At 62.9% G+C, this 24396-nt stretch carries 29 protein-coding genes, 2 tRNA genes and 2 pseudogenes; 11 read left to right on the top strand and 22 right to left on the bottom strand.

Going from position 1 to position 24396, the window contains the following annotated elements; all coding sequences use genetic code 11:
- Positions 1 to 3: 3 nt before the first annotated feature.
- The 12 genes from ACLGL5_RS22570 to ACLGL5_RS22515 form a co-directional block, all read right to left on the bottom strand.
- On the bottom strand, positions 4 to 849 hold the full coding sequence (locus tag ACLGL5_RS22570) for a head maturation protease, ClpP-related (protein WP_010915686.1): 846 nt from the start codon (positions 847 to 849) through the stop codon (positions 4 to 6).
- On the bottom strand, positions 846 to 2150 hold the full coding sequence (locus ACLGL5_RS22565) for a phage portal protein (RefSeq protein ID WP_245307134.1): 1305 nt from the start codon (positions 2148 to 2150) through the stop codon (positions 846 to 848). The genes ACLGL5_RS22570 and ACLGL5_RS22565 overlap by 4 nt, the downstream gene beginning before the upstream one ends.
- Positions 2151 to 2152: 2 nt before the next feature.
- On the bottom strand, positions 2153 to 3949 hold the full coding sequence (locus ACLGL5_RS22560; protein ID WP_494372768.1) for a terminase large subunit: 1797 nt from the start codon (positions 3947 to 3949) through the stop codon (positions 2153 to 2155).
- 4 nt (positions 3950 to 3953) lie between these two features.
- Positions 3954 to 4487 carry a helix-turn-helix domain-containing protein gene (locus ACLGL5_RS22555; protein ID WP_069092073.1) on the bottom strand — a complete coding sequence of 178 codons (534 nt, stop codon included), beginning with the start codon at positions 4485 to 4487 and terminating at the stop codon, positions 3954 to 3956.
- A gap of 23 nt (positions 4488 to 4510) precedes the next feature.
- Entirely contained in the window at positions 4511 to 4870 is a 360-nt protein-coding gene (locus tag ACLGL5_RS22550) for an HNH endonuclease signature motif containing protein (protein ID WP_048894845.1), read from the bottom strand.
- Between the two features lie 112 nt (positions 4871 to 4982).
- Entirely contained in the window at positions 4983 to 5666 is a 684-nt protein-coding gene (gene nusG, locus ACLGL5_RS22545; protein WP_044551723.1) for a transcription termination/antitermination protein NusG, read from the bottom strand.
- On the bottom strand, positions 5638 to 6684 hold the full coding sequence (locus ACLGL5_RS22540; RefSeq protein WP_245307133.1) for a helix-turn-helix domain-containing protein: 1047 nt from the start codon (positions 6682 to 6684) through the stop codon (positions 5638 to 5640). The genes nusG and ACLGL5_RS22540 overlap by 29 nt, the downstream gene beginning before the upstream one ends.
- 80 nt (positions 6685 to 6764) lie before the next feature.
- A complete protein-coding gene (locus tag ACLGL5_RS22535) occupies positions 6765 to 9032 on the bottom strand; it encodes a DNA cytosine methyltransferase (protein ID WP_245307265.1) in 2268 nt (755 codons plus the stop codon).
- Positions 9029 to 9589: a hypothetical protein gene (locus ACLGL5_RS22530; protein WP_069092071.1), complete on the bottom strand. Its 561-nt coding sequence runs from the start codon at positions 9587 to 9589 to the stop codon at positions 9029 to 9031. Before ACLGL5_RS22530 ends, ACLGL5_RS22535 begins: the two co-directional genes overlap by 4 nt.
- Entirely contained in the window at positions 9586 to 9885 is a 300-nt protein-coding gene (locus ACLGL5_RS22525) for a hypothetical protein (protein WP_069092070.1), read from the bottom strand. The genes ACLGL5_RS22530 and ACLGL5_RS22525 overlap by 4 nt, the downstream gene beginning before the upstream one ends.
- Complete coding sequence (locus ACLGL5_RS22520) at positions 9882 to 10172, bottom strand: hypothetical protein (protein WP_069092069.1); 291 nt, start codon at positions 10170 to 10172, stop codon at positions 9882 to 9884. The genes ACLGL5_RS22525 and ACLGL5_RS22520 overlap by 4 nt, the downstream gene beginning before the upstream one ends.
- Entirely contained in the window at positions 10169 to 10600 is a 432-nt protein-coding gene (locus ACLGL5_RS22515; protein WP_141700927.1) for a hypothetical protein, read from the bottom strand. Before ACLGL5_RS22515 ends, ACLGL5_RS22520 begins: the two co-directional genes overlap by 4 nt.
- A gap of 70 nt (positions 10601 to 10670) precedes the next feature.
- Between ACLGL5_RS22515 and ACLGL5_RS22510 the strand changes: the two genes are divergently transcribed.
- Positions 10671 to 11636, top strand: a complete 966-nt coding sequence (locus ACLGL5_RS22510) for a hypothetical protein (protein ID WP_141700926.1) — start codon at positions 10671 to 10673, stop codon at positions 11634 to 11636.
- Between the two features lie 107 nt (positions 11637 to 11743).
- Here the strand turns inward: ACLGL5_RS22510 and ACLGL5_RS22505 are convergent.
- The 4 genes and pseudogenes from ACLGL5_RS22505 to ACLGL5_RS22490 all read right to left on the bottom strand — a co-directional run.
- Positions 11744 to 12865: pseudogene (locus ACLGL5_RS22505) on the bottom strand (MT-A70 family methyltransferase); the annotation flags it as partial.
- 38 nt (positions 12866 to 12903) lie between these two features.
- Positions 12904 to 13746 carry an HNH endonuclease signature motif containing protein gene (locus ACLGL5_RS22500; protein WP_083246740.1) on the bottom strand — a complete coding sequence of 281 codons (843 nt, stop codon included), beginning with the start codon at positions 13744 to 13746 and terminating at the stop codon, positions 12904 to 12906.
- Positions 13747 to 13872: 126 nt separating this feature from the next.
- Positions 13873 to 14388, bottom strand: a complete 516-nt coding sequence (locus tag ACLGL5_RS22495; protein WP_069092066.1) for a hypothetical protein — start codon at positions 14386 to 14388, stop codon at positions 13873 to 13875.
- The gene (locus ACLGL5_RS22490) at positions 14385 to 14579 is read right to left on the bottom strand and encodes a helix-turn-helix domain-containing protein (RefSeq protein WP_083246738.1); all 195 of its coding nucleotides are present in this window, start codon (positions 14577 to 14579) and stop codon (positions 14385 to 14387) included. The genes ACLGL5_RS22495 and ACLGL5_RS22490 overlap by 4 nt, the downstream gene beginning before the upstream one ends.
- A gap of 77 nt (positions 14580 to 14656) precedes the next feature.
- Between ACLGL5_RS22490 and ACLGL5_RS22485 the strand changes: the two genes are divergently transcribed.
- Positions 14657 to 15094 carry a helix-turn-helix transcriptional regulator gene (locus ACLGL5_RS22485; protein ID WP_494372767.1) on the top strand — a complete coding sequence of 146 codons (438 nt, stop codon included), beginning with the start codon at positions 14657 to 14659 and terminating at the stop codon, positions 15092 to 15094.
- Here the strand turns inward: ACLGL5_RS22485 and ACLGL5_RS22480 are convergent.
- Positions 15009 to 15221: a hypothetical protein gene (locus ACLGL5_RS22480; protein WP_494372964.1), complete on the bottom strand. Its 213-nt coding sequence runs from the start codon at positions 15219 to 15221 to the stop codon at positions 15009 to 15011. The genes ACLGL5_RS22485 and ACLGL5_RS22480 overlap by 86 nt on opposite strands.
- A gap of 192 nt (positions 15222 to 15413) precedes the next feature.
- Between ACLGL5_RS22480 and ACLGL5_RS22475 the strand changes: the two genes are divergently transcribed.
- The 7 genes from ACLGL5_RS22475 to ACLGL5_RS22445 are packed head-to-tail and all read left to right on the top strand — an operon-like array spanning position 15414 to position 18214.
- On the top strand, positions 15414 to 15647 hold the full coding sequence (locus ACLGL5_RS22475; protein WP_069092064.1) for a hypothetical protein: 234 nt from the start codon (positions 15414 to 15416) through the stop codon (positions 15645 to 15647).
- A 5-nt stretch (positions 15648 to 15652) separates the two neighbouring features.
- Positions 15653 to 15898: a hypothetical protein gene (locus ACLGL5_RS22470; protein WP_069092063.1), complete on the top strand. Its 246-nt coding sequence runs from the start codon at positions 15653 to 15655 to the stop codon at positions 15896 to 15898.
- Positions 15895 to 16119: a hypothetical protein gene (locus tag ACLGL5_RS22465; RefSeq protein WP_069092062.1), complete on the top strand. Its 225-nt coding sequence runs from the start codon at positions 15895 to 15897 to the stop codon at positions 16117 to 16119. The genes ACLGL5_RS22470 and ACLGL5_RS22465 overlap by 4 nt, the downstream gene beginning before the upstream one ends.
- Positions 16119 to 16424: a hypothetical protein gene (locus ACLGL5_RS22460; RefSeq protein ID WP_069092061.1), complete on the top strand. Its 306-nt coding sequence runs from the start codon at positions 16119 to 16121 to the stop codon at positions 16422 to 16424. The genes ACLGL5_RS22465 and ACLGL5_RS22460 overlap by 1 nt, the downstream gene beginning before the upstream one ends.
- Positions 16421 to 16759, top strand: coding sequence for a DUF4326 domain-containing protein (locus ACLGL5_RS22455; protein WP_069092060.1), 339 nt, complete (start codon positions 16421 to 16423; stop codon positions 16757 to 16759). Before ACLGL5_RS22460 ends, ACLGL5_RS22455 begins: the two co-directional genes overlap by 4 nt.
- A gap of 29 nt (positions 16760 to 16788) precedes the next feature.
- Positions 16789 to 17007: a hypothetical protein gene (locus ACLGL5_RS22450; protein WP_069092059.1), complete on the top strand. Its 219-nt coding sequence runs from the start codon at positions 16789 to 16791 to the stop codon at positions 17005 to 17007.
- Entirely contained in the window at positions 17000 to 18214 is a 1215-nt protein-coding gene (locus ACLGL5_RS22445; protein ID WP_141700925.1) for a site-specific integrase, read from the top strand. The genes ACLGL5_RS22450 and ACLGL5_RS22445 overlap by 8 nt, the downstream gene beginning before the upstream one ends.
- Positions 18215 to 18285: 71 nt before the next feature.
- Here the strand turns inward: ACLGL5_RS22445 and ACLGL5_RS22440 are convergent.
- Together ACLGL5_RS22440 and ACLGL5_RS22435 are read right to left on the bottom strand one after the other, a co-directional pair.
- Positions 18286 to 18359 (bottom strand) — tRNA-Gly (locus ACLGL5_RS22440).
- Positions 18360 to 18448: 89 nt separating this feature from the next.
- Positions 18449 to 18533, bottom strand: a tRNA-Tyr gene (locus tag ACLGL5_RS22435).
- A 203-nt stretch (positions 18534 to 18736) separates the two neighbouring features.
- Between ACLGL5_RS22435 and ACLGL5_RS22430 the strand changes: the two genes are divergently transcribed.
- Complete coding sequence (locus ACLGL5_RS22430; protein ID WP_069092057.1) at positions 18737 to 19585, top strand: TrmH family RNA methyltransferase; 849 nt, start codon at positions 18737 to 18739, stop codon at positions 19583 to 19585.
- A gap of 116 nt (positions 19586 to 19701) precedes the next feature.
- Here the strand turns inward: ACLGL5_RS22430 and ACLGL5_RS22425 are convergent.
- The 3 genes and pseudogenes from ACLGL5_RS22425 to gcl form a co-directional block, all read right to left on the bottom strand.
- A pseudogene (locus ACLGL5_RS22425) lies at positions 19702 to 20634 on the bottom strand (2-hydroxy-3-oxopropionate reductase); the annotation flags it as partial.
- A 90-nt stretch (positions 20635 to 20724) separates the two neighbouring features.
- Complete coding sequence (gene otnI / locus ACLGL5_RS22420) at positions 20725 to 21522, bottom strand: 2-oxo-tetronate isomerase (RefSeq protein ID WP_019857945.1); 798 nt, start codon at positions 21520 to 21522, stop codon at positions 20725 to 20727.
- A gap of 10 nt (positions 21523 to 21532) precedes the next feature.
- Positions 21533 to 23314 (bottom strand): glyoxylate carboligase, encoded by a 1782-nt coding sequence (gcl, locus tag ACLGL5_RS22415; RefSeq protein ID WP_069092055.1) that lies wholly within the window; start codon positions 23312 to 23314, stop codon positions 21533 to 21535.
- A gap of 213 nt (positions 23315 to 23527) precedes the next feature.
- On the opposite strand from gcl, the gene bhcR reads away from it, so the two are divergent.
- Positions 23528 to 24349: an HTH-type transcriptional regulator BhcR gene (bhcR, locus tag ACLGL5_RS22410; RefSeq protein ID WP_027046806.1), complete on the top strand. Its 822-nt coding sequence runs from the start codon at positions 23528 to 23530 to the stop codon at positions 24347 to 24349.
- Positions 24350 to 24396 lie beyond the last annotated feature (47 nt).

The following is a 24396-nucleotide window of genomic DNA, read 5'->3' as shown; positions in this document are numbered from 1 at the left end:
TTCTCAGGATTTGATGGTTTGGATCAGCCGTTGGACGGCCAGTGGGTCGAAGCCTGCATCTCGCGGGGCTGGTCGGGTTGCATCGCGCTGGCCCGACAGGGAATTGATCATTGAGGTACGCTCGCCGCGGGGTATTCCCGCTTTGGCAAGGGCTGCTTCGGTGCGGCGGCGCGCCAGTATCTGGTTGTCCGCCGCGTTCTTGGTCGACGCGGGTTCAGCGACCAGGTCGTTGTCAACCTTGTCGGCGAAGCCCTTGGCGACGGCGTCGGTCGGACCCATGAAAGTCTCGGCATCCATGAGTTTTTCGATGTCTGCACGGGCGAGACCGGTGCGGGCCTGATAGATATCGGCGATGGCGGAATCGAAACCGTCAAAGAGCGTCGCCGCATCGCGCATATCGTGCCGGTTTCCGACAACCATGCCCCAGGCGTTGTGGACCATCATGAAAGTCCCAAGACCCATGCTGATCTCATCGCCGGCCATGGCAATGATCGACGCGGCGGAAGCGGCCCAGCCCATGACCTGCACAGACACCTTGGCCTTGTGTTCGCGCAAAAGGTTGTAGATGGCGATGCCTTCGAACATGTCACCGCCAGGCGAATTGATCTTGACCACGATGTCGTTCGTGCCGATCGAGCGCAGGGCATTGGCCATGCGCTTGGCGGTAAAACCTCCGCCGCTCCAGAAATCCTCGCCGATCACGTCGAAGACGGTGATCGTGTTCGCATCCTGGTTGTCGGCCGCGAGCGGCTGCTCGCTCCATTTGGCCAGCACGTCGGAGGGCGCATCCCACTGGAAGTTCTGCGGGCGCTTGATGCTCTTCGCCTCGGGCAGTTGGCGCAAGCTCATGGGTTCGGCTCCGGTTGATTGGAGGAATTTCCGGCGGTATTCGGCGGGTCGTAAAAGCGCTCGCCATTGCCATCGGAACGCGGATTGATGTCTTCGAGGCCGCGAACCTCGTCAGGATTGAGCCAGCCCCACTGCAACGCGGCCTGGTAGTATTCCTTGCGCGCCTTCAGATCGCCGCGAACGAGCGCAGATCGGTTGAAGCGCGCGTAGAGCGCCGGCTCATTGTCGTCGTCGAGGATGCGATTGATGGTTTCTTCCCAAGGTGTCAGCTCATCCTCGAGGGAGAAAGTGACAAAGCCCTGCGTCTGCTGCTCAAGCCCGGTGCCGAAGCTCGTCTGCTTTTCGATGTCGCCGATCATGTGCGGTGGCACACCGTAAAACATGGCGATTTCGCTGCGCGAGAATTTCCGGCTTTCAATCCACTGGGCGTCGACAGCGCTGAGGGCGATCTGCTGGTATTCAAGCCCCTCTTCGAGGAGCATTGTCGTGCCTTCGCTGTCGCCGCCGCTGCGATAGGCTTCAAGTGAGGCTTTCAGCCGCTGATAGGCAGGATCCGACAGCGATTTGCCGGGCGGCATCTTGAACGCGCCGCTGGCCCGATTGCCATTGCGGGCAGCTGAACCGGAATACTGCTCCTGCGACAGCGCGGTGCCGATCGTTTCACGCGCATAGGTCAACGGCGTGACGCCGTGGATTCCGTCGAGCGTCAGGCCGATCAGGTAGAAGATGTCACGGTGCTGGAAGACAACTTCTCCGCCGCCCGGCTTGCGGTAGACGAACTCCAGGGCCATGTCGTTGCGTTGACGCACCTCGACACGATCCGGATGAAGGGGGATCAGAGCGACCACCTGGCCGAGCGAGCGAACAATCTGCGCCACGCCATGACCGCGAAGCAGTTTGTGTGCCTGCATCATCCGCTTGAACTGGCTGGGCGTCTGCCAGCGGTTCGGGCGGCGCTTCAAGACACGCGAGAGCTGGTGATCGTCGGCATCTTCCCTGACCTTGGCACTGATGCGGCGCTTCAGGTCGAGCGGCATTGTCGCGGGCGGTCCAGACAGGATACGGACACAGGCAAAAACGGACGCCACGCGCAGCGCGCGATCGGGCGTGACAGACTGCCCCGAGGTCGACATATCGCCGGCGCGAATCGCGCGCTCCAGATCCTCCGGCGTTATGATCAATTGACCGGCGCCGGCCGACTGAATTGCTGATGCACGCGGCTCGCCCATCGTCGGCTCGACATGCACCGGCATCGCGACCGGCGCGGCGTTCCGTCCAAGCAGCCGATCAATCAATCCCATCGTCAAACGACCCTGATTCCGCGCTCGGCATAGACCGATGCTATTGGCGCTTCCGGATTCTTCACCATCATCGTCACCGCATCGAAGAGCGCCATTGCCGGGTCGATCTTGGCGTCGCCGGCGGTCTGTTTGGTGGCACGGATGGCGGTGGCGGTCGGCTCGATCTTGAGGTTGGCGACACACCACGGCATCAACGGGCCGCCGGCGTGACGCAGCATGCCATTCGACAGGCGCCGTTCAGCCGTCTTGATGGCGTTCATCAGGGCAAAACCCTGCGGCACGCCGACCAGCAGGCCGTTTTCCTGAGTGATGTCGATCTCGGGCGAGGCCAAGGCATCGACGAACTCGCCGAGGCCGGCCGGATCGACTGCCACGGATGACAGCAGGCCCGAAGCTTTGACGGTACCGATGATGTCGACGATCGACGCCAAATCCTCGAGGGCGGCATCGACGATCGTCAGATGTCCGGCCTTGTCGAAGTCGGTGAGGACGGGCGCGATCTTCTTGCGCCGCTTCAGAACGTCACGATGACACCAGGCATGCGACCAGGTCAGCCAGCGCTTCATCTTCACCAGCGACTCCCTGCCGTTGACCATCACAGGGATTTCGATCTCGTCAGGTTCGCGGCCGACCAGCGTCAGGCCGAAGAGATCGTCGAGGCCGCCGCCGTCGACACCGACCACAACAACCTCGGAACGCTCCAAAAACCGATCCAGTGCTGCAAAGTGGTCCAGGACGGCGAGCTCCGGATCTGCTGCACGCTCCCAGTAATTCGCCCCAGGCCAGCGATTGCCGCGCTGGCGCATGCCGATCTCGACATTGAGATGCTTGGCGAGGAAGGTCTGCCAGGTGTCGCCTTCCTCATCTTCGCCGCTCTGGATCTTTAGCAGCTTGCGCTCAAGCCAATCCTTGCGGACCGAACGGCCCATGTTCGGATTGGTGACGTACCAGTTTGCCGGGTCGAGATAAGCCTCGCTGTCGATCATGGGATCGGGGAATTCGTAGAGAACGCCGAGGCTGGTCGGATCGTCAATCTTGCCGTCGCGAACATCGCGGAAATAGTCGAGCTTTTCCTTGAACACGCCCGCCGGCGGCTCATCCGACTGCGTCGTGATGTAGATCACGAAACCTTCCGGCCGCGAGATCAGGCCGCCGGTGGCCTCCTGCAGCATGGCCGCCGCATTGGCCTTCTTCCCGAACAGCCACAATTCTTCGATCAGGACGAACGCCGCCTTCTTTCCCGCGGCAGTGTTGGAATCGGCGCTGACGATTTTCAGCACCGCCTTGGTCAGCGTGTGGGTGATTTCCTTGGTGTTCTTGTTGACGTGCAGCAGGATCGTCAGATCGGGGTCCGCCGCGACCATCGACGCGGCGGGGTTGAAGGAATTGCCGGCGACCTCTTGAGTAGGCGCGAGGATCAACAGCTCCTGATTATGGCGCCAGTTCCTGATCAGGGCCGTCAGCATGATCCCAGCCGCGAGCGTCGACTTGATGTTCTTCTTGCTGATCAGCAGAAAGAACTCTTCGATCACGCGCTTGGCAAATTCCTCGTCATAGGCGCCGAAGATCGCGGAGACGAAATCGAACACATACTGTTCGCAGGATTCGCCGAATGTCGGGTGCCGGTGGCGGCCCAGCTTGCGGTCGTAGACTTGCGGCAGGTCCGTAATCTGCAGCGACTTGAAGACATCGAGCGCCGCTTCGGCCTCGGTCGGAAACAGCGGGGCAAATGGGATCAGGCTTTCGCGGTTGACGATGCGGCTTTCCCAGTCGAGACACGCTGTACTGAACCGCGGCATGAGATTACTCGCCGTCGTCGACCGCTACGGCCTGCCCATTGCTGGCCACAAGCCGAGGTGCGGCGGGCACGGCATACTTTCCGCCGATGGCTTGGGCGCTTTCCAGCCGCTGATCCTTCTTCGAGACGTAGCCGCGAGCGGCAGGCTGATTTGCCGCCTTGCCTTGAAGGTCGCGCGACACGCGTTCGGCGCTGACGGAATCGAGCATTCGGAGAGAAGCCGAGAGTGCAGCGGCATTGCCTGCAAGGCCCTGCTGGATTTGAGCGGTGCGCAGCTTCGTCCGGAGCCTGGACAGCAGAACGTCCCTGTTCCGCGTCAGGTGCAAATAATGCTTGCGCAAAGTCGGCACGGAAATCCCGAGCGTCTTCGCAACTTCCCGATTGGTCATGCCAGATGCCAGCAACACCATGATATTTATGATGTTTTCTTCTGTCGGCTCATGCTCCGGCCGCCCTGCCTTTCGTGGGGCAAAGTCGAACGGGTTGCCGAACAGGTCAAAATCCTGAGCCAAAAGAAAAAATCTCCAGATGAGCCCCATGCGGTTGGAGGCCCCATGGCGGTCTAGAGATTTGACCCGCCCCCCCTTGATCGTGATGAGAGGCGTGCCGCTCTGGCCGCGACGGTCTTGCGGGTGTGGTGCGAGCCGCAGAGGCATTGCCCGTTGGCTGCGTCGAGGAGAGCGCCACCATCGCGACGCTCGACGATATGGTCGGCGAACAGGCGGTGCGCCGGTGCTGCCTTGGTGCAGCGACGTCCATTGTCTATCGCTTCGCATCGGTAGCCGGCACGGCGATACACAGCATTGCGCCACTGCCTGTACTCAGCCGATTGCAGCTCGGCGTCGGCGACCTTGGGTGCCACCTTCACCGTTCGTGTGTCGATCGAGCGAATGGCCGGAGCCATCGTCTTAATCTTCGCCATGATGTCTGGAATCTTATCCATCGCGGGGAAGCTGGGTTGCTTCCCCTGGGGCTGATGGCGCGGTCCACCTGTTCGGCGTGCGACTCTTTCAGCTCGTCCTAGGTCGGACTCGCTAATCCAGTTTGGTGACTTCCGCAAGAGCGAAGCCGATCGGCGTCTTGCGACCGAATATATCGACCTCGACGTGCACCTTGTGCTTGTCGCCCAGCATCAGCACCACAGCCTCGAAGCCGGCGAACGGACCGCTATCGATCGACACCTTGTCACCGGCCTTCAGCGCATTTGTCAGAACGGCTATGGCTTCAGGATCATTCTCGATACGTGCTTGGAATTTAAGAATTTCCTGTTCGCTGACAGGGCTTGGACCATCACAGCCACCGATGGGACCGAGCACGCCTGAGACCGTCCGCAGGCCGGCCCATGTTGCTGCACACGACACCACTTTGACGAAGATGTAGCCCGGAAAGGATGGCACCCGAACAGGCTCCAAAGACTGGTGTTTGCGCCTGCCGCGACGCTTCGCCTCGCATTCCGTGTGCAGCATGACGCGCTCGACGTTGGCCTCGCCAAGCAACTTATCCACAGCAATGTCGGCGCGGTCCTCGACCCGCAGCACGTACCAACGCGCCTCCGGACCGTCCTGACCAGCCGCGGCGAGCATCGCCTGCTCACGGCGTGACAGTGCGATTCGCTTGTCGCTCTTCTGCCAGGCGCGGTCGACATTGATTACCTCGCCCGTCGAGCGATCCACCCAGACGTGTTCACGCTCACTCAGCCGCTTCACGTCCGCCCGCATCATTGTTTCCTCGCACCGCCTGTTCGAATTCCGCCAATCCAGCCGGCCCGCCTGCCGGGAAGTAAGCCACGCGTCCCGGATCCGGGAGCCACGGCCATCCCTGCTGCTGGAAATGTGCCTTCCAGTCATCCCATTGCGAGGTATCAACCGGTACGGCCACCATCCGGCTCTTGAGCGCATGGAAGCGCTCGCCGAAGCGATGGCCGCGACCTTGGCGCGCATTGGCGAACAGGAAGAACAGTTGCGGCCAGCGCTCGGCGAAAGCCGTCGCCTCCGGATTGGAAGGGCCTTTCAGCACATGCCCCATCACCCACGCCATCCACACCGGCCCGAAAGGCGGCGCATAGTCGTCGGCCCTCGCCGCCGCCTGTGCCTTCGCTGGCAGCTTTTCCCAGCGCTTTTCGGACAGATACACCGCGAACGTGCAAATCACCGTGCGCCCGCCCACCTTGGCGCTGGCCACGTAATCGGCCATGCGGTCGGCGGCGGCATCGCGCTCCTCGTCGGTCAGCTTGCGCGCCTCGGCCAGCGCTTTCGGACCGCTGTCGCTGATGTAGCTCGGCCAGGCCGGATGCGTTTTCTTCAGCCAGCGCTCGATCTGTTTTTCAAATTCCCGCGCACGCTCTCTCTCGACGTTAACAGGGGTCGTTAGAGAAGTGTCGTTAATAGGTGCCGGTCCTGGACCGGCAGGGGGTGCCGGTTCTGGACCGGCAGGGGGTGCCGATATACCGGCAGGGGTGCCGACTGGCCGACAGGGTATTTCCGCCGTGGAATCAGCCTGTTCGTCAGCCTCTTTCACCAGAGCCAGGTTGGGATGCACAGGATCGAGAATGACGCGATACCAGTGCGCGCTGTCGCGGCCGGAAATCTCTTCCTGCTCGTGCTTTTCGAGATAACCGGCCTTCACCAGCCGCTCGACCGCCTCGAACACCGTCGAGCGAGCGCAGCCCATTTCGTCGGACATCTTCACCTGACTGCGCCGGCACCAGCCGAGATCGTCGGTGTGGCGCCCGAGCACGCAAAGCACCTGCAGGTCGCGAGGCTTCAGCGATCTGTCGGTAGCGGCGCGTGCCGGGATGATGGAAAGGCGTGGTCCAGTCACTCCGCCGCCTCCTGGTAGCGCATCAGGTGGCCGCAGTTCGCCGCCACCAGCGCTGCCGCCATTGGCGGCGATACGCTGTTGCCGCAGCAGGCGATCTGGTCGCTCTTGGGCAACGGTTTGCCGTTGAATTCGAATTCGATAACATAGTCGGGCGGGAAGCCCTGCGCCGAGAACAGTTCGCGCGGCGTCAACATGCGCATGCCGATGTCGATCATCGTATAAGTGTCGCCACCGATATCGACCGTCACGAACTCGCGCTCATCCCAGAAGCCGTGCTGGCGCAGAAAGTCGGCGACCTGGCGCGCTCGCGCGGCTTGCGCCTCGGTGAAAGGCGGCCAGCCGCATTCTGCCTCGACGAAACCAAAGCGATCCTTCGTCGTCACGGAATGGCAAGGGTCATCGACACGCGCGCCGTCCCCCGTGCCGTAATATTTCTGCATGAACGGCGCGACGACGCTGATACCTGCACCACCGGCCGTAATCGTATGCGTCGGTTCATCAGCACCGTTGAACGGCTTGCCAGCGTTGCGCATCGTCATGAGGTGCGGCGCAACAACCGCCGTTCCGCCACCCTTGCCGCCGCCAGCCGTCACAGTAGGATGCGGCGCACCCACCGGTCCGTCGCGGCGGTCACTGCCCTTCATGCTTATCAGCGAGGCGGCCACGACGCTTTGCGTGCTGCCCTTCTGGACGATTGTGGAAAGCGGTTCGCGCGCGTCGTGTCCGGGCTCCTGATAGTTGTTCTGGGCGAGGAACGCGGTCGCAACGCAGACGTCGGCCTTGGCAGTCTGTGTCGCCATCGGCTCATCGCCGCTGCGGGCTCGGCTCTGTCCCGCCCGACCGCCGCACCCGACCAGCGTCGGAACAGCCATGGCGTGCTTGACGCCGCCGGCGGTTCCGAGTGGAACTTCAATATCGAGCGAACGCGGTGCTTGTCCTTCGCGTTCACCGTACCCGATCTGGATCAGAGTCGCGGCGCCCGCTACAGTCGGCCCATGAACCAATACATTTTGCCCGCTTCCATCGTCATCGCCGCCGTTTTCATCTGCCTGACATTCAGGGTTGATGTTCAGCAAACCGGCCTCATGGTCCTCAAATACGACCGCTTCTCTGGCCGAACCGAGATTTGTCGAGTCGGTCCCACCGACCTTCAGGTTCGTTGTCCTTAGCACCGGAGCGAGGATACCGAGCGGCGCGGCGCCACCAGGCCGTTTCTTGAAGCTGTTGGCCGTCACTGTGGCCAGCGGCTCGCGTGCGTCGTGGCCTGTGGCGCCGGTATTGAACCGAATTACCGACGGCGCGACGACAGCCTTTTCCCCGCGATGCGCACCTGTGATCGTGTTGAACGGTTCCTCGACCGTCTCCAACCGCACGCCATGCGTCAGGTTCACCAGGAAAGGCTTCTTTGCCTTCAGCACATAGCGATCGACGCCGCGCGCTACCCGGCTCATCGTCGCGTCGGCCAGCGGACGCACGGCGCGCAGCCCGAGCTTATCCATGATCTCCGCCGTCGTGTCGAAGATCGACGGGCACGGCAACGACCAGTCGATGATTTCAGCCGCGGTGCGCCATGGCACCTTGCGGCCGGCAATAACGTCGGGATCATCCGGCTTGCCATGCGTCGGCTTCGGCCAGACGATCTTTTGCCCGTCGAACCGGATGATGACGAACAGCCGCTTGCGGATGGTCGGCGCGCCATAGTCGCAGGCACGCAATTCGCGGTACTCGATCTTGCCGCCGAGCCGGCGCAGTGCCTTGCACCACTTCTGGAACGTCTGCCCGCGCGCTTCCGGATCCGGCATCAATCCGCGTTCCGTGTCGACGAGCGGCCCCCAGTCCTGAAACTCCTCCACGTTCTCCAGGATGACGACGTCGATACTGCCGCCGCTGTCCTGAATGCGCTCGACCCAGCCGGGGATGATCCACGCCAGGTCGCGAATGTTGCGCTCGACCGGTTTGCCGCCCTTGGCCTTGGAGAAATGCTTGCAGTCGGGAGAGAACCAGGCGAGGCCGATATGCTTGCCCGCGACATAGTCGAGTGGATCGACCTTGTAGACATTCTCCGACAAATGCAGCGTCTGCGGATGGTTCGCCTCGTGCAGCGCCAGCGCCGCTGGGTTGTGATTGATGGCGATATCAGGCGAGCGGCCGAGCGCCATCTCTATGCCGGTGGAAGCACCGCCCCCGCCGGCGAAGCTGTCCATAATCAGCGGCGGATAGTCGGCCTGCGCGACGAATGGCGCCTCGAAGTTCAACAGGTTCATCTCTGCGCCTTCAGCCATGCGGCGAAACTGGCGCGCAGGTCTTTCCATGCGTCGCCTGCTCGTCCGCCGTCGTTGAGTTCTTTTCGGGAGGTGACGCCGAGCAGCGAGCGCACCTTTTGCGCGGCACGCTCCGCAGTCAGCGGGCGTTCAAGCCCGTGCCGCTCTTCGAGGAACACCATGAAAGCCGGCTCCTGGCATTTCATGGCGCACTCGGCGGCATAGTTCTTCGGCTCGCTCGCCGCCGGCGGTTCGGCCTTGGCGTTGGAGACTGGTGGATCGCCGCGCAGCAGCCGAATCTCGTCAAAGGCCCGGCGCAGCAGATCGATCAGGAAGCGCACCGATTCAGGCGCATTGCAGGCGAATTCGATCTCCTCGACCGTGGCGTCGCTGAAGCGGGCCAGCACGCATCGCCCGCCGCCCGCCATGTCGTCGCGCGCCTCGATCAGTCCGCCATGCTCGTCATGCGCGCGCGTCCAGTACGCTGGGGCAATCGCGTCGAGCGAGGCCCTTATCGCCTTCAGCTTGGCGGCATCGGTGGAGCGGGCAGCGGCGTTCATGGCATGCGCCCATGTTTGCGCATGGCGCGGCCGAGCACCGTCGCCGCCCGCTCCAGCGACTTACGCGCGGTGATCTCGCCGACGCCGTACTTGGCCTGCGCCAGACGGTCGGCGGCTGCGGCCACCTGGCGGCAGGCCTCCATGATCTCGTCATCGGCCTTGCTGGTCGATTTCGGCTTTGACGCGGGAATTGCCGCCGCGATGCGCTCGACCTCGGCCAGCAGCATTTCGCGCACGACGGGCGCCAGCTTGCGCGCCAGTTGGCCCTCGATCTGGTTTTCGACGCGCGCGGTCATGACACACCTGCCGCGAATTCGGCGAGACCGCGCCGAAAGGCATCGGCGGCTTCCGCGAGGCCCAGCGGCGGCCGGCCCTGCTCGTCGCGCACCGCGAGACAGACCGAGACGCGCAGGGACACATAGTCGGAGCCGGCCTGAAAGCCGGTGCGCCGGCACGCTGCATCGATCGGCTCCTGATATTTGAGCACCACGGAATCGGGCATGCGCAGCAGCACATCGGCGCGTGCGCGGTCGCCGTCGGCATCGTGCAACTGGCGCAGGATCGGAATCATGGTGTCGCTCATGAGCGAACTCCTGTTTCAGTGCTCTTCCCGTGAAACACCGCACGCACCGAAGGCCTTGCGCGCTTACGCGGCTTCGGCGCGCCGAGCGGCGGGCGGTAGAAGGCGCGGGCATCGAGCCCGGCCCAGTCGCAGATCGCGAACACCTTGCCGGTGGCGATGTCCTGTCCGGCCATGACGCGCGACAGGTCCGGCGAGGTCACGCCGATCTCTTCGGCCAACGCCCGCCAGCCGCGCCCGTCATATTCCAGCATCGGCCGCAACCTCCGGCCGAGCGCCGCCGTGTCATAGGCGGCCAGCGTGCCGGATCGGATCGGCCGGCTGCTATCACGCGCGGCAAGCTCCTCGGCGCGATCATCTATGCGCATGCGCCGTTCCAGCGCCTTGCGCAGGCGTGCCATAGCGCGAAGCATGGAAGTGTCAGCGCTCATGCGCCCCCACAAGCCCGAGGCCTTGGCAATTGTCGTTCGAAATACTTATGTTGCTGTGGAGAGGGGCTTCATGAACAAATTCGACGAGATGTTGAGACGTGACGATCTGTGGTTTCAGATCGCAATTACAGTTGCTGCACTGGTGTTTTTCAGTGTCTCGATCGGAACTTTGATAGCGCTGTTCGCTGGTAGCACAGCTGCAATCGGCGACCGCATCGACATCATCTACAAGCTCGGCCTCATAGGGGCCGGTGTGATCACTTTTTGCACCGTCGTTTGGCGTGGGTTGCTGGCGACCCAGCAGGTTGATGCTCAGCGCAAACAGCTTGATCGATTGGCGCAACAGATCGCAGCAAGCGAGGAGTCAACTCTTGCTGATCTGCTTCAGCGCGGAGCCGAACTTCTCGCCGAAACTAGCAAACCCGCGCATGTTTCTGCGGGCATCGCAATACTCCGATCTGTAGCGGTCTCGCCGAAAGGACTTTTTGCGATTGAGGCCATGAATTTGATCGCAGATTACATTCAGGAAAAGTGGTCTAACACCCACCGATCTTTTCATTTCGATGCAGCCAAGGCGGCATTGGCCGCTGGCGTAAAGGCTGGCCGCAGCTCTGATCGCGTACTCACTTTTGAAGATTCGACAGGAAAGATTGAGTGGACAGTGTTTGAGGGCGTCCGTTTCCTTCGTTACAGAGGCGGCACTGTCTACGGAAAGCACCTTGAGCGGGCCAATGCCTCCGAGATAAACTTCCGATTGATAGGAGTGACAGTCTATGGCGGGTCTATCGACGTCACAGGCGATTTTATGGAGTGTCACTTCCTTGGGACGAAGATCGTATCTATGGCCGAGATGATATTTGGCGGTAATACCTACAAGAAGTGCGAATTTTCCGGCGCCACGATTGCAGACATGGGCGATTTTCCAAAGGACAAGTCCGACGAGAATTGGTTCGATCCGCAGAGACCACCCAAATACAAAGATGACTTCGCATGGGAAGAGGTCTTGCTCACTAAGCAGCCGGCTTCTCTTTTCTGATTTCAGGTTCATGCCGGCACCGCCTTGCGCACGCCCCTGCTAGCCAGATCGGCAGAGGCGGGTGTGATCACGCCATCCGCCTCTTCCCCCACGCTCGTTGCGGGAATCGATTCATAACCCCAAGCATCCCAGCCCGGGCGGGGCGAGCGGCAGAACATCTCCAGTCGCGCGATGCCGGGAAACAGTCGCTCGATCGTCTCGGCGAAGAAGTCCGGCTTGGCGGAATGCTTGCCCTTGCGCTCGCGATGCACGGTCTCCGGCTGCGAACCAGGCAACGGCGCGGCGACGTCGCCGCGGCGGCCGATCAGCAGGATCTCGTGGCGGTCGCGGCCCCAATAGCCGGTGCCTGCGACTTCCTTGTCCCATATCCAGTGATGCACATAGGTGAAGCCGAGCGCTTCAAGCACGCGCAGGCCATCGAGCAGCATCGGGTTCGTCGCCCAGAGGAACAGCACTGCGTTTTCGGTGAACGGATCGAGCTTTCGAAACAGCTCGATGATCTCGTCCGTCGTCATCGTCGGATAATGATTTTCCGCGCTTTTCTCGCGGCCCGTCACTTCCGAGCGTACGCCGAACCTCCACGGGCAATCGGCGTAACCGACCGGATACTTGCGCTTCAGCTCGCCCGGCGCCGTGGCGCGCCCCTTCGTCGCCACCAAGTCCATATGCGCCAGTCGCACCGTGTGGCGCAGCTTCTGCCTTGCGGCACGGATCTCTTTGGCCCGCGCCACGATCTGCTTTTCTTCGCGCGCCAGGACCTCGCGCTGCGCCTCGACCGCCAGGTCGGACAGCGCCTCGCCGGCGTGCACGGAAACCCTGCCGTCACGAATCGCCTCGACCAGCTCTTCTGTGCCATGGTCGCGGATGCGCTTGGCGGCGATGACGGCGCGCTGCGAGATCGATAGCCGGCGCGCGGCCTCCCGGGTCGGCAAATTTGCTGACCCGGCCGTCGCCTGGTTCATGCCGAAATCCCAGTCGACGATCTGCGCCGCCACCATGGCCCGCTGGCTTTCCGAGAGGTGCCGGCGGTGCAAGTTCAGCGACAACACGAAGCCGAGCGGATCCTCGCCGTCATAGTCGATGAAAACCGGCTCGACATCGGCGAAGCGGCAGGCCGCCAGCCGGTTGCGCCCGTCCAGAACCTGGCCGTCCAGCAGCACGATGGGATGGCGCTGGCCATAGGTGACGATGTCGTCGGCCAGTTCGCGCACCTCCTGCTCCGACAACATCGGAAACAGTTCGGCCAGCGGATGCGGGAGAAGGTCGGTCATTTCGCCACCGCCTTCCGGCGCCGGCGCTTGCGGCGCACCACGCCGTTGGCGGCGTCGCGGCGTTTCTGGTTTTCGATGTGGCTCACCATCTCCAGATGGTCGGGATTTACGCAGCGCCGGTTGTGGCACTTGTGGTCGATCTGCTTGTTGCGCGGCACATAGCCGAATTCATTGGTGAAGCTGACGATGTGCGCCGCAACCGTGCGGTCGTTCAGCTTCATGCGCGGATAGCCGCCGCCGCGACCGGTGCCGCTGTCGCCCATAGTCCAGAACCAGCATGGCGAGATATAGCCGCCGTCGCGGATGTCGACGGCGGGTGCGATGCGATCGGCAATGGCGGCGCGGCGATCCACTATTCGCCTCCCACCACCTTCAGCCCGCCGGCGGCCCCGGGCGCCGGCCAGCACCTTGCGGTACTCGGCGGCGGCGTTCTGCAGCTTGGCCAGCGCGCGGTCTATCTGGGCGCTCTCGGCGGGCGTCAGCTTGCCGTCGGCGAAGGCGATCGCACCTTCGGTCATCAGTTCGCCCATGCTCACCACCGCCTCGGCATGCGCGGTCATCACGCTGCCATTGGCGGCGACTGCCTCGACTTCCGCCACGCTGCGCCCACGCGCCTGGGTGATCGCCTCGCTCATGTCGAAGCGGCCTGTTTCTTCCTCGAGCGCGAAGATGGCGTCGAGCGGCATCAGTTCCGAACTGTCGGAATTGGCCCAGCGGCCAACAGTTGACTTGCCATACGAGCAGATCGCCGCGGCGCGCTCGATCCCGCCGGCGGCGGCAATCAGGTCGCGTTGCTTGGCCTTGATCAGGAAGTGGCGGGCATTGGCATTCGGCACCATCGTGGCCTCCTCAGACGCAAAAGGTTTCCCGCGCCGGGAAATCCCGGCGTCGTTTCCCGTGGCGGGAAAGGTTTTTTGGATTCAGTGTGCGGGCGTCACTTCATGGAGGCCCGCAAGCAGATGCACTCATGGTCCGCCGCTCCGGAATCGGTTTGCCGCCAGGCGCGCATGCGCGGGCACTTCGGCCAGTTCGTCGCCAAGATCGGCGACAGCACGGGCCAACACCCCTGCCCCGATCGTCGTGGCGTATTCAGTGAGCGCCAGCGCGACGGCGCGCTCATTAGTGCAGCGCTCATAGGCCGCGACCGCCCGCACCAGCACCATCACATGGTCGGGCAACAGGATCGCATTGTGCGAGAGCGCGCCGGCCGAAGAGGCAACAACTGCCGGCGCGCTGTCCTGACCGGCGGGATGGGGAACCGGGCAGGATTCGGTGAGGCGAGAAAAAGCCGCCGAGGCTTGGAGGTCCGAAGCCCCGGCGGCAGCAACTGCGCGGTCAGGCTCTTGGGGAACCGGCGCAGCGGGGAATTCATAATCGGCGGCGCGGACCTGGCGCGGCACGAGGTGATCGGTGAACCCGACGCCGGCAAGACGCGCGCCGCGATCGGCGAGGCAGGGAGAAGCGAGGCGCGTCTTGATCATGCAGCAGCCTCGCTGGATGGCGCGACCTGCTCAGCCATGAGGCGGTCAAGAAGCCGCTTCACAGGCCCTCTTGGCTCGGCTCCATTTTCAATTCGGGAAACCGTCGCCTGGTCGACACCAAGCTCAGCAGCAAGCTGCGCTTGGCTCCATGCGCGACTTTCACGAAATGCCTTGATTTGCTCGGCTGTCATAATGCGGCAGATCTATGCGCAACGCATAATTAAATGTCAATGCCCCGTGCATAACAATTTTCTGCAGAGTGCATAGCATGAGCACTCGAGAAGAGATCGCGCGTCGCCTTACACAGGCCCGAACCGCAACTGAGATGGACCGCAAACAAGCAGCGGCGTCTCTTGGGGTTCCCTATCAGACTTATGCAGCGCATGAGAACGGGAACCGAGAATTCGATATCCCGACGGCAATTCAGTACGGTCGGCGGTTCAAGGTCTCACTGGATTGGCTGCTGACCGGGCAAGGCCGCGGCCCTGGTGGTGCTGCCGTGGAAGCCCCCATCAAAGGTGACGTCGAGGTCCTGGCTTTCTTGCGAAGGATCGAAGGGCTTTCAGAAAACGACATCAACCTGGCATATGGCGTAATTCGCAACGCGATGGACCTGTCGGCTACGCGCGCCGAATCAGAACCATCGGCGTCTCGTGATCCACAACCACTCGCCAGTCGCCGCCGTAAATCAGAGCCATCGCGGTAGATATCTCGGCGGCCTTTCGCTTGATGGCCATTTTGGGATCTATGGGCGCACCAGCGCCGGCCGATGCCCGCAGCTCAGCTACGATTTCATCATTTCGTGATTTGTAGCGCGGCTTAGTCTTGATCATTTTCGGGCCAACCCTCCATCGCGGATAGGAACATTGTCCTCGACCGGGAGTCAAGGCGAGATAGGTCCGCTCTTATCCACACAACCGACAGATGAAACTGATAATATGCGTTGTGCATAATTCCGATTGACGAACGTCTATGCGCAACGCATAGTCCGCCCTGTTGTCATCTATTCAGAGCGGAGAATTCTAATGATCACTTTCCAGCAACCGCACATTGGCTCGCTGTCGACGTCCCCCGCGATAATCACCCAAAGCATCGTCGAGCGCATGGCCGACACAATGCTGGAAATGGGCATGAACGGCACGGCGGTTACCGCCGACAGCCTGGCCGAGCATTCGAACTTCACCCGCGCGCAGATCGAGGAGCACGGCCCCGAGGCCGCAGACCTCGCCAAGTCGCGCGCCGTCCGCCATGAAGCCTGACGGCCATGAAAACCATCGCCGAAAGCCTGATCGCCGAGGCCGCGAAGTCGCGCGAGGCCGAGGCATGGGTGTCGCGCCAGATCCTCACCGGCCGCAGGCCGTCCGAGATCCTGGCCGACCTTCGCCGCGCGGCCAACCCTTCCCGCATCATCGCCGCTGTCGGGGGTGACGGCCCGGCCGGGCTCACCTTCGCTTGCGTGGTGATGTTCGCGCTGCCATTCGCCCTGCTCGGCTGGGTGCTGCCGTCATGACCGCGCGTCTCGACCAGGTACCGCGCAGTCTGGAGCAGATGACCGTGCCGCCAGGCGGACGAACGCAGCTCATCTGCAAGCGCTGGCCCGACTGCCTGTGTGGCGATGACTGCATTGACCTCGCCCCGGCGGAATCGCCGATGGCGCGCCGGATCCTCAACGGCCTGATGCTCGCTGTCGCTGCGATCGGAGCCGGGCTGGTTTATGTGGGGTTGCATTGATGGCTGAACTTCGCGATTTCGATCCCACCGACGATGCCGATGCCGTGGCCGACATGGCGCGGCGCGAGGTCGCCAAGGCCGCGCTTCGTGTGGTGAAGTCTCGCCGCTACCACAAGGCCAATCCGCGCGACCAGTTCGAGGGTATGATGCACGGCATCATGACTGGCGCACTCGGCACGATCGTGATGACGACGATCCCCGGCAGCGAATCCGAGGTCCGGGCCATCCTGCTCAAACACCTTCCTTACTATTTCGATCGTGCGCTTGAGATCGGCGGACGCCAGGCCCTGGGTGAGTTCCAGTGAGGGAGCCGCAACGCATCCAGCTGTCACGCCGCAAGGGCTGGCGCATGCCCGACAACACGGTGACCGTGGCGAGGCCCGGCCCGTGGGGCAATCCGTTCGTCGTCGGCAAGCATGGTGACGCCACCTACTGCGTCGACCTCTACAAGGCGCTACTAGCGGGTCTTATACGGGTCGGGCGCGATCCCGACGTCGCATCTCTGGAGCGCACCCGCCAGTTCGTCGCCGACAACGCTAGCGAACTCACCGGCAAGAACCTCGCCTGCTGGTGCAAGCCAGGCGCGCCCTGTCACGCCGACGTTCTGCTCAAACTCGCCAACCGCGAGGCCAAGTCGTGAAGCCAGACGACCGATTCGCGCCACGGTTCATGACCGACCAGGAGCTGCGGCGATGGTTCGGCCTGTCTGAACGCGCGCTCGATCGGCTGCGCGCGACGCGGTTCTTCCCGCCGCGCGACGCGTTGGTGAACAAGACCGATCGCCGATCGGTGGAAGTTTTCTTTGACCGTCGCGCCGGTTTGGACTCACATCCACGCATCGGCGGCACTCCCGCCGCCGTGGATGGAGAGGAAAACTTCGGTGACTGAACAGAGAAAGGACCGGCCGGGTTACAAATACCGGCCAAGGGCTGACGGCAGTCGCGCCCATTATTGGGTGCCGCAGCGCGCCTGCAAAACTGCGCCAAGCGCGCTGGAGCCACGCCCGATCACGGATGACCTCATCGCGGACATGATGGCGGAACATCCGGATCTGACCACGGCCGACGATGCCATCGCCAAGCTGTGCCGGAGATGGACGGACGAACTGCTGGCCGATCTCGACGATCGCGGCAGCAAGACCGACTATGACGGCACTGTAGGCTCCGCTGTCATGATTTACCGCACGCACCTGCAATCGCCTTACAAGGCGCTGAAGCACGCTACCCGGATCCGTGACTACGACCCATCGCTGAAACTGATCCGCGACACGGTCGGCAAGCGACGCATCGCCAACCTCGTCGGCTCCGACTTCCGCCGCTGGTTCGAGCAGTGGGGCACCAAGGGCCGCGCCAGGCGCGCGCACGGCGCAATTCGCAAGCTGCGCTCAGTTTTGTCCTTCGGCACCACCGAACGGCTGGCTGGGTGCGCCCAGGCGCGCGAGATCCTGTCCCTGATGGAATTTGCAACTCCGGAGCCCCGGCGCGTCAAGATGGAGTACCGCCATGCGTTGGCGATCTGCGCCATGGCGATCCGCCGCAATCGGCCTTCGATCGCGCTGACGCAGGCATTGCAGTGGGACACGGCGTTACGCCGCATCCACATCATCGGCGAATGGCTGCCCCTCGAGGCAGGCGACGCCGGTGGCATCGTGCGCGGCAACACCAAGTGGCGCGGGCTCACGGTCGCCGACATTTCCGCCGACCAGGTGCTGACCGTGCCAATCACCGCGAGGAACAAGGCGGCGACCGAGCATGATCTCGGCAAATGCCCATTGGTGCAGATGGTGCTGAAGCGCATCACCATGCCGGCTTTCGGACCGTTGATCGTGTCGGAGACCACCGGCCTGCCTTATCGGGAAAACTATTATGCCACCGACTGGCGCGAGATCGCCACGGCGGCGAGGGTTCCTGAGAACATCTGGTCGATGGACACCCGCGCCGGCGCAATCTCCGAAGCCGAGATCGCAACCGACCTGGAATCGGCCCGCAAGATGGCCGGCCATACCACGTCGAAGACGACGCAAGGCTACGTTCGCAATGGCGATCTCGACAACAACCGCAAGGTTGCTGACGCCAGGGCGAAGCTTAGGCAGTGACACGCCCGTGACACGCGTGACACGGCGCATTTCAAAAGAAGTGATTTTGATAGCGATTTCAAAGAGATATCTGGAGCGGGTAGCGGGAATCGAACCCGCATATTCAGCTTGGAAGGCTGCTGCTCTACCACTGAGCTATACCCGCGCCTTGCACTGAAGTATCGGATTCACCCGAAAAGCGCCATGCACTTTTCGGCCCGATGCTTTTCTCGTACAGGGCTTCCGGGCCGGCAGTGGTGGAGAGGGTTGGATTCGAACCAACGTAGGCTAAGCCAACGGATTTACAGTCCGTCCCCTTTAACCACTCGGGCACCTCTCCAGTCTGCCGCCGGAGCCATGCAACGAGGCATTCCTGCCGATCCCGGAGCCCGAGTTGGATATCTTCTCCGAAATCAGCGAAGCGCCTTATGGCGGCAAGGCCAGTGGGTGTCAACCGCACTGGGAAGGGTTTTTCGATGTTGTTCGCCGGCTGCGGCGACGGGCCATATCCTTGGCCACGCGAGACGGCTATAGAAGCCGGCCATGAGCAACAAGACCAATACCCCCAAAGACACCCATTACGCCAAGCTGCGCCGCGCGCACCGCGACGAGAAGAGCGGCGGCGCGCCGGCATTCCGGCCGCGCCAGCCCGTGCCGCCCGGCGAGAACGCCGCCGACGGCCTGGTGCGACTTTATGGCCTGCACACGGTGCGGGCGGCGCTCGACAATCCGCGCCGCAAGATTCGCAAAATGCTGGTGACCCGCAACGCGGCCGAGCGCCTTGAGATAGACGATCTCGCCGCCCTGCCCTTCAAGGCGGAGCTGGTCGAACCCAGGGACATCGACAAGATCACCGGTTCGGACGCCGTGCACCAGGGCGTGCTGATCGAGGCGGAGCCGCTGAAGCCCAAGCGCCTCGACGCACTCGGCGACACAAGGCTGGTGCTGGTGCTCGACCAGGTCACCGATCCGCACAATGTCGGCGCCATCCTGCGCTCGGCGGTCGCCTTCGGCGCCGGCGCGCTGATCACCACGGCCCGCCACAGTCCCCAGGAATCGGGCGTGCTGGCGAAATCCGCCTCCGGCGCGCTGGAGCATATCGACCAGATCGAGGTGAAGAACCTCGCCGACGCGCTCGGGCAGTTGCACGAAGCCGGCTTCCAGACCATCGGGCTTGATTCGGACGGGCCGGCGGAACTCGAAACCAGCTTTGCCGGCGACAGGATCGCGCTGGTGCTCGGTGCCGAAGGCAAGGGCCTGCGCCAGAAGACGCGCGAGACGGTGACGACGCTGGCGCGGCTCGACATGCCCGGCGCCGTCCGTTCACTCAACGTGTCGAATGCCGCGGCGGTGAGCCTTTATGCTGCACGGGCGTTCTTGAAGCGCGGCTGAGAGCCGGAAGCGCTCTACCAAGAAACAAGAAACGGGTTCCAGCGACAGCGGGGGAACCCGTTCTTGTGCAGGACAAGAGGTGGCGGCTTGGGAACGTTGCGCCGCCCTCTCCCGGCCTATGCTGCTTTGCCCTTCACGTCGGTCAATTTGCCACCGACCTCAAAATTGGCCATCCGCTCCAGTGCCCTGACCAGCGCCGAGTGATCTTCCTTGGCGCCGCCATTGGCCGCACACGAGTTGAACAGCTGCTGCGTGGTCGAGGTGTTGGGCAGCGCCACGCCGAGCGCCTTGGCGCCCTCCAGTGCCAGGTTGAGATCCTTCTGGTGCAGTTCGATGCGGAAACCGGGCGCGAAGGTGCGCTTGACCATGCGCTCGCCATGCACTTCGAGGATGCGTGACGCCGCCAGCCCGCCCATCAGCGCCTGCCTGACCTTGGCTGGGTCGGCGCCGGCTTTCGATGCAAAAACAAGCGCTTCGGCGACGGCTTCAATGGTCAACGCGACGACGATCTGATTTGCCACTTTGGTGGTCTGGCCGACGCCATTGGGCCCGACCAGAGTGATGTTCTTGCCCATCTTCTCGAAGACGGGTTTGGCGCGTTCGAAGGTCTTTTCCTCGCCGCCGACCATGATGGTCAGCGACGCCGCCTTGGCGCCGACCTCGCCGCCGGAAACCGGCGCGTCGAGATAGTCGCAGCCCAGCTCGTTTATCTTTCCGGCGAAAACCTTGGTCTCGATCGGCGAAATCGAACTCATGTCGATGACCAGCTTGCCTTTGGTCAGGCCGGACGCGACGCCATTGTCGCCGAACAGCACATCGGCCACCTGCGGGGTGTCGGGCACCATGGTGATGATGATGTCGGCGGCCTTGGCCACGGCGGCATGGCCGGAGACTGCTTTCAGGCCCTTGGCGACGAGATTGGCAGGCGGCTTCGAGCGATGGTCGCTGGCGATGACCTTGTAGCCAGCATCCAGCAGATGCCCCGCCATCGGCGCGCCCATGATGCCGAGGCCGATGAAGCCTATGGTTTCCATTGTGGTTCTCCTGAAAGTCTTGCTCGAACTCGTCGAAGGTCGGCGCTGCCCCTCATCCGCCTGCCGGCACCTTCTCCCCGTATAGTGAAGGGGAGAAGGAAGCTCTTAGGCCGCCGCGCTGCCTTGCCTGGTCAGGTCCCGAAACCAACCCAGGCCTGCCTCGGTGCCGGCCTTCGGCTTGTATTCGGCACCGATCCAGCCGGAATAGCCGATGCGGTCGATGTGGTCGTAGAGGAAAGGATAGTTGATCTCGCCCGTACCCGGCTCGTGACGGCCGGGATTGTCCGCAAGCTGGATATGCGCGATGCGGCTAAGGTTGGCCTCGATTTTACGGGCGAGATCCCCCTCCATGATCTGCATGTGATAGATGTCGTATTGCAGGAACAGGTTTTTCGAGCCGACGCGGTCGATCAGCGCCAGCGCCTGGTCGGAGTAGTTGAGGAAGAAGCCTGGAATGTCGCGGGTGTTGATCGGCTCGATCAAAAGCCGGATGCCAGCCTGCTCCAGCTTCTCCGCCGCGAAGGCGAGGTTTTCGGCGAAAACATCCTCGAGCACCTTGCGGTCGACGCCGGCGGGTGCAATGCCGGCCAGGCAATTGACCTGGGGGCAGCCGAGCGCCTGCGCGTAGGTGATCGCCTTGGCGATGCCCTGGCGGAATTCCGGCACGCGGTCCGGCAACACGGCGATGCCGCGCTCGCCCTTGCCCCAGTCGCCGGCCGGCAGGTTGAACAGCACCTGCGCCAGGCCGTTCTTCTTCAGCCTGGCGGCCACCACCTCCGGCGCATGGTCGTAAGGGCCGATATATTCGACGCCCTTGAAGCCCGCGCGGGCGGCGGCGTCAAAGCGATCGAGGAAATCATGCTCGCCAAAGAGCATCGACAGATTGGCTGAAAAACGCGGCATTCTTTTTCTCCTAATCCAGCATCACGATCGCGGTCGGCGCATCCTCATGGCTTTCGGCAAGGTCCTCGAATTCGGTGATCTTGTGGATCTCGGTGCCCATCGAGATGTTGGTGACGCGCTCGAGGATGAATTCAAGCACGACCGGAACCCGGTGCTCCTTCATCAGCCGCTGCGCCTCTTTGAAGGCGGCGGCAAACTCCTCGGGCTTGCGCACCCGGACCGCCTTGCAGCCCATGGCTTCGGCGACGGCGACATGGTCGACGCCATAGCCGGCCTCGGGATCGCCCGATCGGTTGACGTTCTCGAAGGCGAGGCTGACCTCATAATCCATCGAGAATCCGCGCTGCGCCTGGCGGATCAGGCCGAGATAGGCGTTGTTCACGACGACATGGATGTAGGGCAGTCTGTGCTGTGCGCCGACGGCCAGTTCCTCGATCATGAACTGGAAATCATAGTCGCCCGACAGCGCCACGATGGTGCGGTCGGGATCGGCGGCGCGCACGCCAAGGGCTGCCGGCAAGGTCCAGCCGAGCGGGCCGGCCTGGCCGCAATTGATCCAGTTGCGCGGCTTGTAGACATGCAGGAACTGCGCGCCGGCGATCTGCGACAGGCCGATCGTGGTGACATAGGTGACATCGCGGCCGAACGCCTTGTTCATCTCCTCGTAGACGCGCTGCGGCTTCAGCGGCACCTGGTCGAAATGCGTCTTGCGCTTCATCGTCTTCTTGCGGGCCTGGCATTCCTTGGCCCAGCCCGACCAGTCGCGCAGCTTTCCGGCCGTCTTCCACTCGGTGGCGACGTCGAGCAGCATTTTCAGCGCCGCGCCAGCATCGGAGACGACGCCGAGGTCCGGCGCGAAGACACGGCCGATCTGCGTGGGCTCGATGTCGACATGGATGAACTTCTTGCCCTTGGTGTAGACGTCCACAGAACCAGTGTGACGGTTGGCCCAGCGATTGCCGATGCCGAAGACGAAATCGGCCTCCAGCATCGTGGCGTTGCCGTAGCGATGCGAGGTCTGCAGCCCGCACATGCCGGCCATCAGCCGGTGGTCGTCGGGGATCGCGCCCCAGCCCATCAGTGTCGGGATGACCGGAACGCCTGATATCTCCGCGAATTCGATCAGCAGGTCGGATGCATCGGCATTGATGATGCCGCCGCCGGCGACGATCAATGGCTTGTCAGCCGCGTTGAGCATCGCCAGTGCCTTTTCGGCCTGGGCGCGCGTCATAGCCGGCTTGAATGGCGCCAGCGGCTCATAGGCATCGATGTCGAACTCGATCTCGGCCAATTGAACGTCGACCGGCAGGTCGATCAGCACCGGGCCGGGGCGCGACGAGCGCATGAGATGAAACGCCTTCTGCAGCGCCATGGGCACGAGATAGGGCTCCATGACGGTGACCGCCCATTTGGCGACCGGTGCGGCGATGGCGGCGATGTCGACGGCCTGGAAATCCTCCTTGTTGAGCCGCGCACGCGGCGCCTGGCCGGTGATGCACAGGATGGGGATGGAATCGGCTGATGCCGAGTAAAGCCCGGTGATCATGTCGGTGCCAGCCGGACCCGAAGTGCCGATGCAGAGCCCGATATTGCCCGCCTTGGCGCGGGTGAAGCCTTCTGCCATGTGCGAGGCGCCCTCGACGTGGCGGGCCAGCACGTGGCGGATGGTGCCCCTCGCCTTCAAAGCCGAATAGAGCGGATTGATCGCCGCGCCCGGCACACCGAAGGCGCAGGAGATGCCTTCCTTTTCGAGAACGAGAACCGCCGCATCGACAGCGCGCATCCTGGTCATTTTCCGGCCCTCCACTTGGGTTGTCATTGTTGGATGGCCGAGAATGTCAGCAAGCCGGCTATTTTTCAATTTTTTCAGAATATTTTTTCATTTCTAGAAAACGGCGACTATTTGCTGATTTTATTGGATTTTCGGTTTTTCAGGAACTTGCCGCCTCGCCGCAGTGAAAAACTTTTTCATTGCACGTTTGGAGAAATCGGCGAAACTGGCGCGATGGAAACTACCGAAAAACGCCAGCGCGGCCGGCCGCGCGCTTTCAACGGGCCAGCAGAAACCAGTTCCGTGCAATCGCTGGACCGGGCCTTGCGCATCCTGGCCATTGTGGCGGAGGGCAGCGGCCTGTCGCTGAGCGAGATATCGGCGCAGAGCGGCCTTGCCGCCTCCACCGCCTACCGCATGCTGACGACGCTTGAAAACCACGGCATGGTCGAGTTTGACACATCAGACCAGCTGTGGTCGATCGGCGTCGAGACCTACCGCATGGGCGCGGCCTTCCTGCGCCGCCGCAAGCTGGTCGACCGCGCCCGCATCGTCATGCAGGAGCTGATGGAGAGAACCGGCGAGACCGCCAATCTCGGCGTCGCCGAGGATGATTGCGTGGTGTTCGTCAGCCAGGTCGAGACGCACCAGGCGATCCGCGCCTTCTTCCGCCCGGGCACGCGCAGCCCCTTTCACGCCTCCGGCATCGGCAAGGCGGTGCTGGCGCATCTCGAGCCGGAGCGCGTCGGGACCATTCTGCGCAAGGCCGGCCTGCAGCGCTTCACCGACAGGACGCTCTCCGAGATCCCTGCCCTCGCCCACGATCTGGCTGTCATCAAGCAGCGCGGCTGGTCGGTCGATGACGAAGAACGGCACCCCGGCATGCGCTGTGTGGCGGCCGCCATCTTCAACGAGTTCGGCGAGCCGATCGGCGGCGTCTCCGTATCGGGGCCGACCGTGCGGGTGACGCCGGAGCGGCTGGCCGAGATCGGGCCGATGGTGCGCAGTGCCGCGGCCGAGGTGACCCGGATGATCGGCGGCGCGCAAGTCGGCTGATCAGCCTGCCCCGGGAAGCGCGCTCCTGGTCGCAATATCGAAGAAAT

Source organism: Mesorhizobium sp. U510, assembly GCF_059180695.1.
The sequence above is the reverse complement of the archived record's forward strand: the minus strand, read 5'-3'. Positions and strand labels throughout refer to the sequence as shown.

Bases quoted from the DNA above. Each gene is read 5' to 3' on its own strand.
- ACLGL5_RS22570 (WP_010915686.1), bottom strand. From the start codon at position 849: ATGAGCTTGCGCCAACTGCCCGAGGCGAAGAGCATCAAGCGCCCGCAG.
- ACLGL5_RS22565 (WP_245307134.1), bottom strand. From the start codon at position 2,150: ATGGGATTGATTGATCGGCTGCTTGGACGGAACGCCGCGCCGGTCGCG.
- ACLGL5_RS22560 (WP_494372768.1), bottom strand. From the start codon at position 3,949: ATGCCGCGGTTCAGTACAGCGTGTCTCGACTGGGAAAGCCGCATCGTC.
- ACLGL5_RS22555 (WP_069092073.1), bottom strand. From the start codon at position 4,487: ATGGGGCTCATCTGGAGATTTTTTCTTTTGGCTCAGGATTTTGACCTG.
- ACLGL5_RS22550 (WP_048894845.1), bottom strand. From the start codon at position 4,870: ATGGCGAAGATTAAGACGATGGCTCCGGCCATTCGCTCGATCGACACA.
- nusG (WP_044551723.1), bottom strand. From the start codon at position 5,666: ATGCGGGCGGACGTGAAGCGGCTGAGTGAGCGTGAACACGTCTGGGTG.
- ACLGL5_RS22535 (WP_245307265.1), bottom strand. From the start codon at position 9,032: ATGAACCTGTTGAACTTCGAGGCGCCATTCGTCGCGCAGGCCGACTAT.
- ACLGL5_RS22530 (WP_069092071.1), bottom strand. From the start codon at position 9,589: ATGAACGCCGCTGCCCGCTCCACCGATGCCGCCAAGCTGAAGGCGATA.
- ACLGL5_RS22525 (WP_069092070.1), bottom strand. From the start codon at position 9,885: ATGACCGCGCGCGTCGAAAACCAGATCGAGGGCCAACTGGCGCGCAAG.
- ACLGL5_RS22520 (WP_069092069.1), bottom strand. From the start codon at position 10,172: ATGAGCGACACCATGATTCCGATCCTGCGCCAGTTGCACGATGCCGAC.
- ACLGL5_RS22515 (WP_141700927.1), bottom strand. From the start codon at position 10,600: ATGAGCGCTGACACTTCCATGCTTCGCGCTATGGCACGCCTGCGCAAG.
- ACLGL5_RS22510 (WP_141700926.1), top strand. From the start codon at position 10,671: ATGAACAAATTCGACGAGATGTTGAGACGTGACGATCTGTGGTTTCAG.
- ACLGL5_RS22500 (WP_083246740.1), bottom strand. From the start codon at position 13,746: ATGGTGCCGAATGCCAATGCCCGCCACTTCCTGATCAAGGCCAAGCAA.
- ACLGL5_RS22495 (WP_069092066.1), bottom strand. From the start codon at position 14,388: ATGATCAAGACGCGCCTCGCTTCTCCCTGCCTCGCCGATCGCGGCGCG.
- ACLGL5_RS22490 (WP_083246738.1), bottom strand. From the start codon at position 14,579: ATGACAGCCGAGCAAATCAAGGCATTTCGTGAAAGTCGCGCATGGAGC.
- ACLGL5_RS22485 (WP_494372767.1), top strand. From the start codon at position 14,657: ATGAGCACTCGAGAAGAGATCGCGCGTCGCCTTACACAGGCCCGAACC.
- ACLGL5_RS22480 (WP_494372964.1), bottom strand. From the start codon at position 15,221: ATGATCAAGACTAAGCCGCGCTACAAATCACGAAATGATGAAATCGTA.
- ACLGL5_RS22475 (WP_069092064.1), top strand. From the start codon at position 15,414: ATGATCACTTTCCAGCAACCGCACATTGGCTCGCTGTCGACGTCCCCC.
- ACLGL5_RS22470 (WP_069092063.1), top strand. From the start codon at position 15,653: ATGAAAACCATCGCCGAAAGCCTGATCGCCGAGGCCGCGAAGTCGCGC.
- ACLGL5_RS22465 (WP_069092062.1), top strand. From the start codon at position 15,895: ATGACCGCGCGTCTCGACCAGGTACCGCGCAGTCTGGAGCAGATGACC.
- ACLGL5_RS22460 (WP_069092061.1), top strand. From the start codon at position 16,119: ATGGCTGAACTTCGCGATTTCGATCCCACCGACGATGCCGATGCCGTG.
- ACLGL5_RS22450 (WP_069092059.1), top strand. From the start codon at position 16,789: ATGACCGACCAGGAGCTGCGGCGATGGTTCGGCCTGTCTGAACGCGCG.
- ACLGL5_RS22430 (WP_069092057.1), top strand. From the start codon at position 18,737: ATGAGCAACAAGACCAATACCCCCAAAGACACCCATTACGCCAAGCTG.
- otnI (WP_019857945.1), bottom strand. From the start codon at position 21,522: ATGCCGCGTTTTTCAGCCAATCTGTCGATGCTCTTTGGCGAGCATGAT.
- gcl (WP_069092055.1), bottom strand. From the start codon at position 23,314: ATGACCAGGATGCGCGCTGTCGATGCGGCGGTTCTCGTTCTCGAAAAG.
- bhcR (WP_027046806.1), top strand. From the start codon at position 23,528: ATGGAAACTACCGAAAAACGCCAGCGCGGCCGGCCGCGCGCTTTCAAC.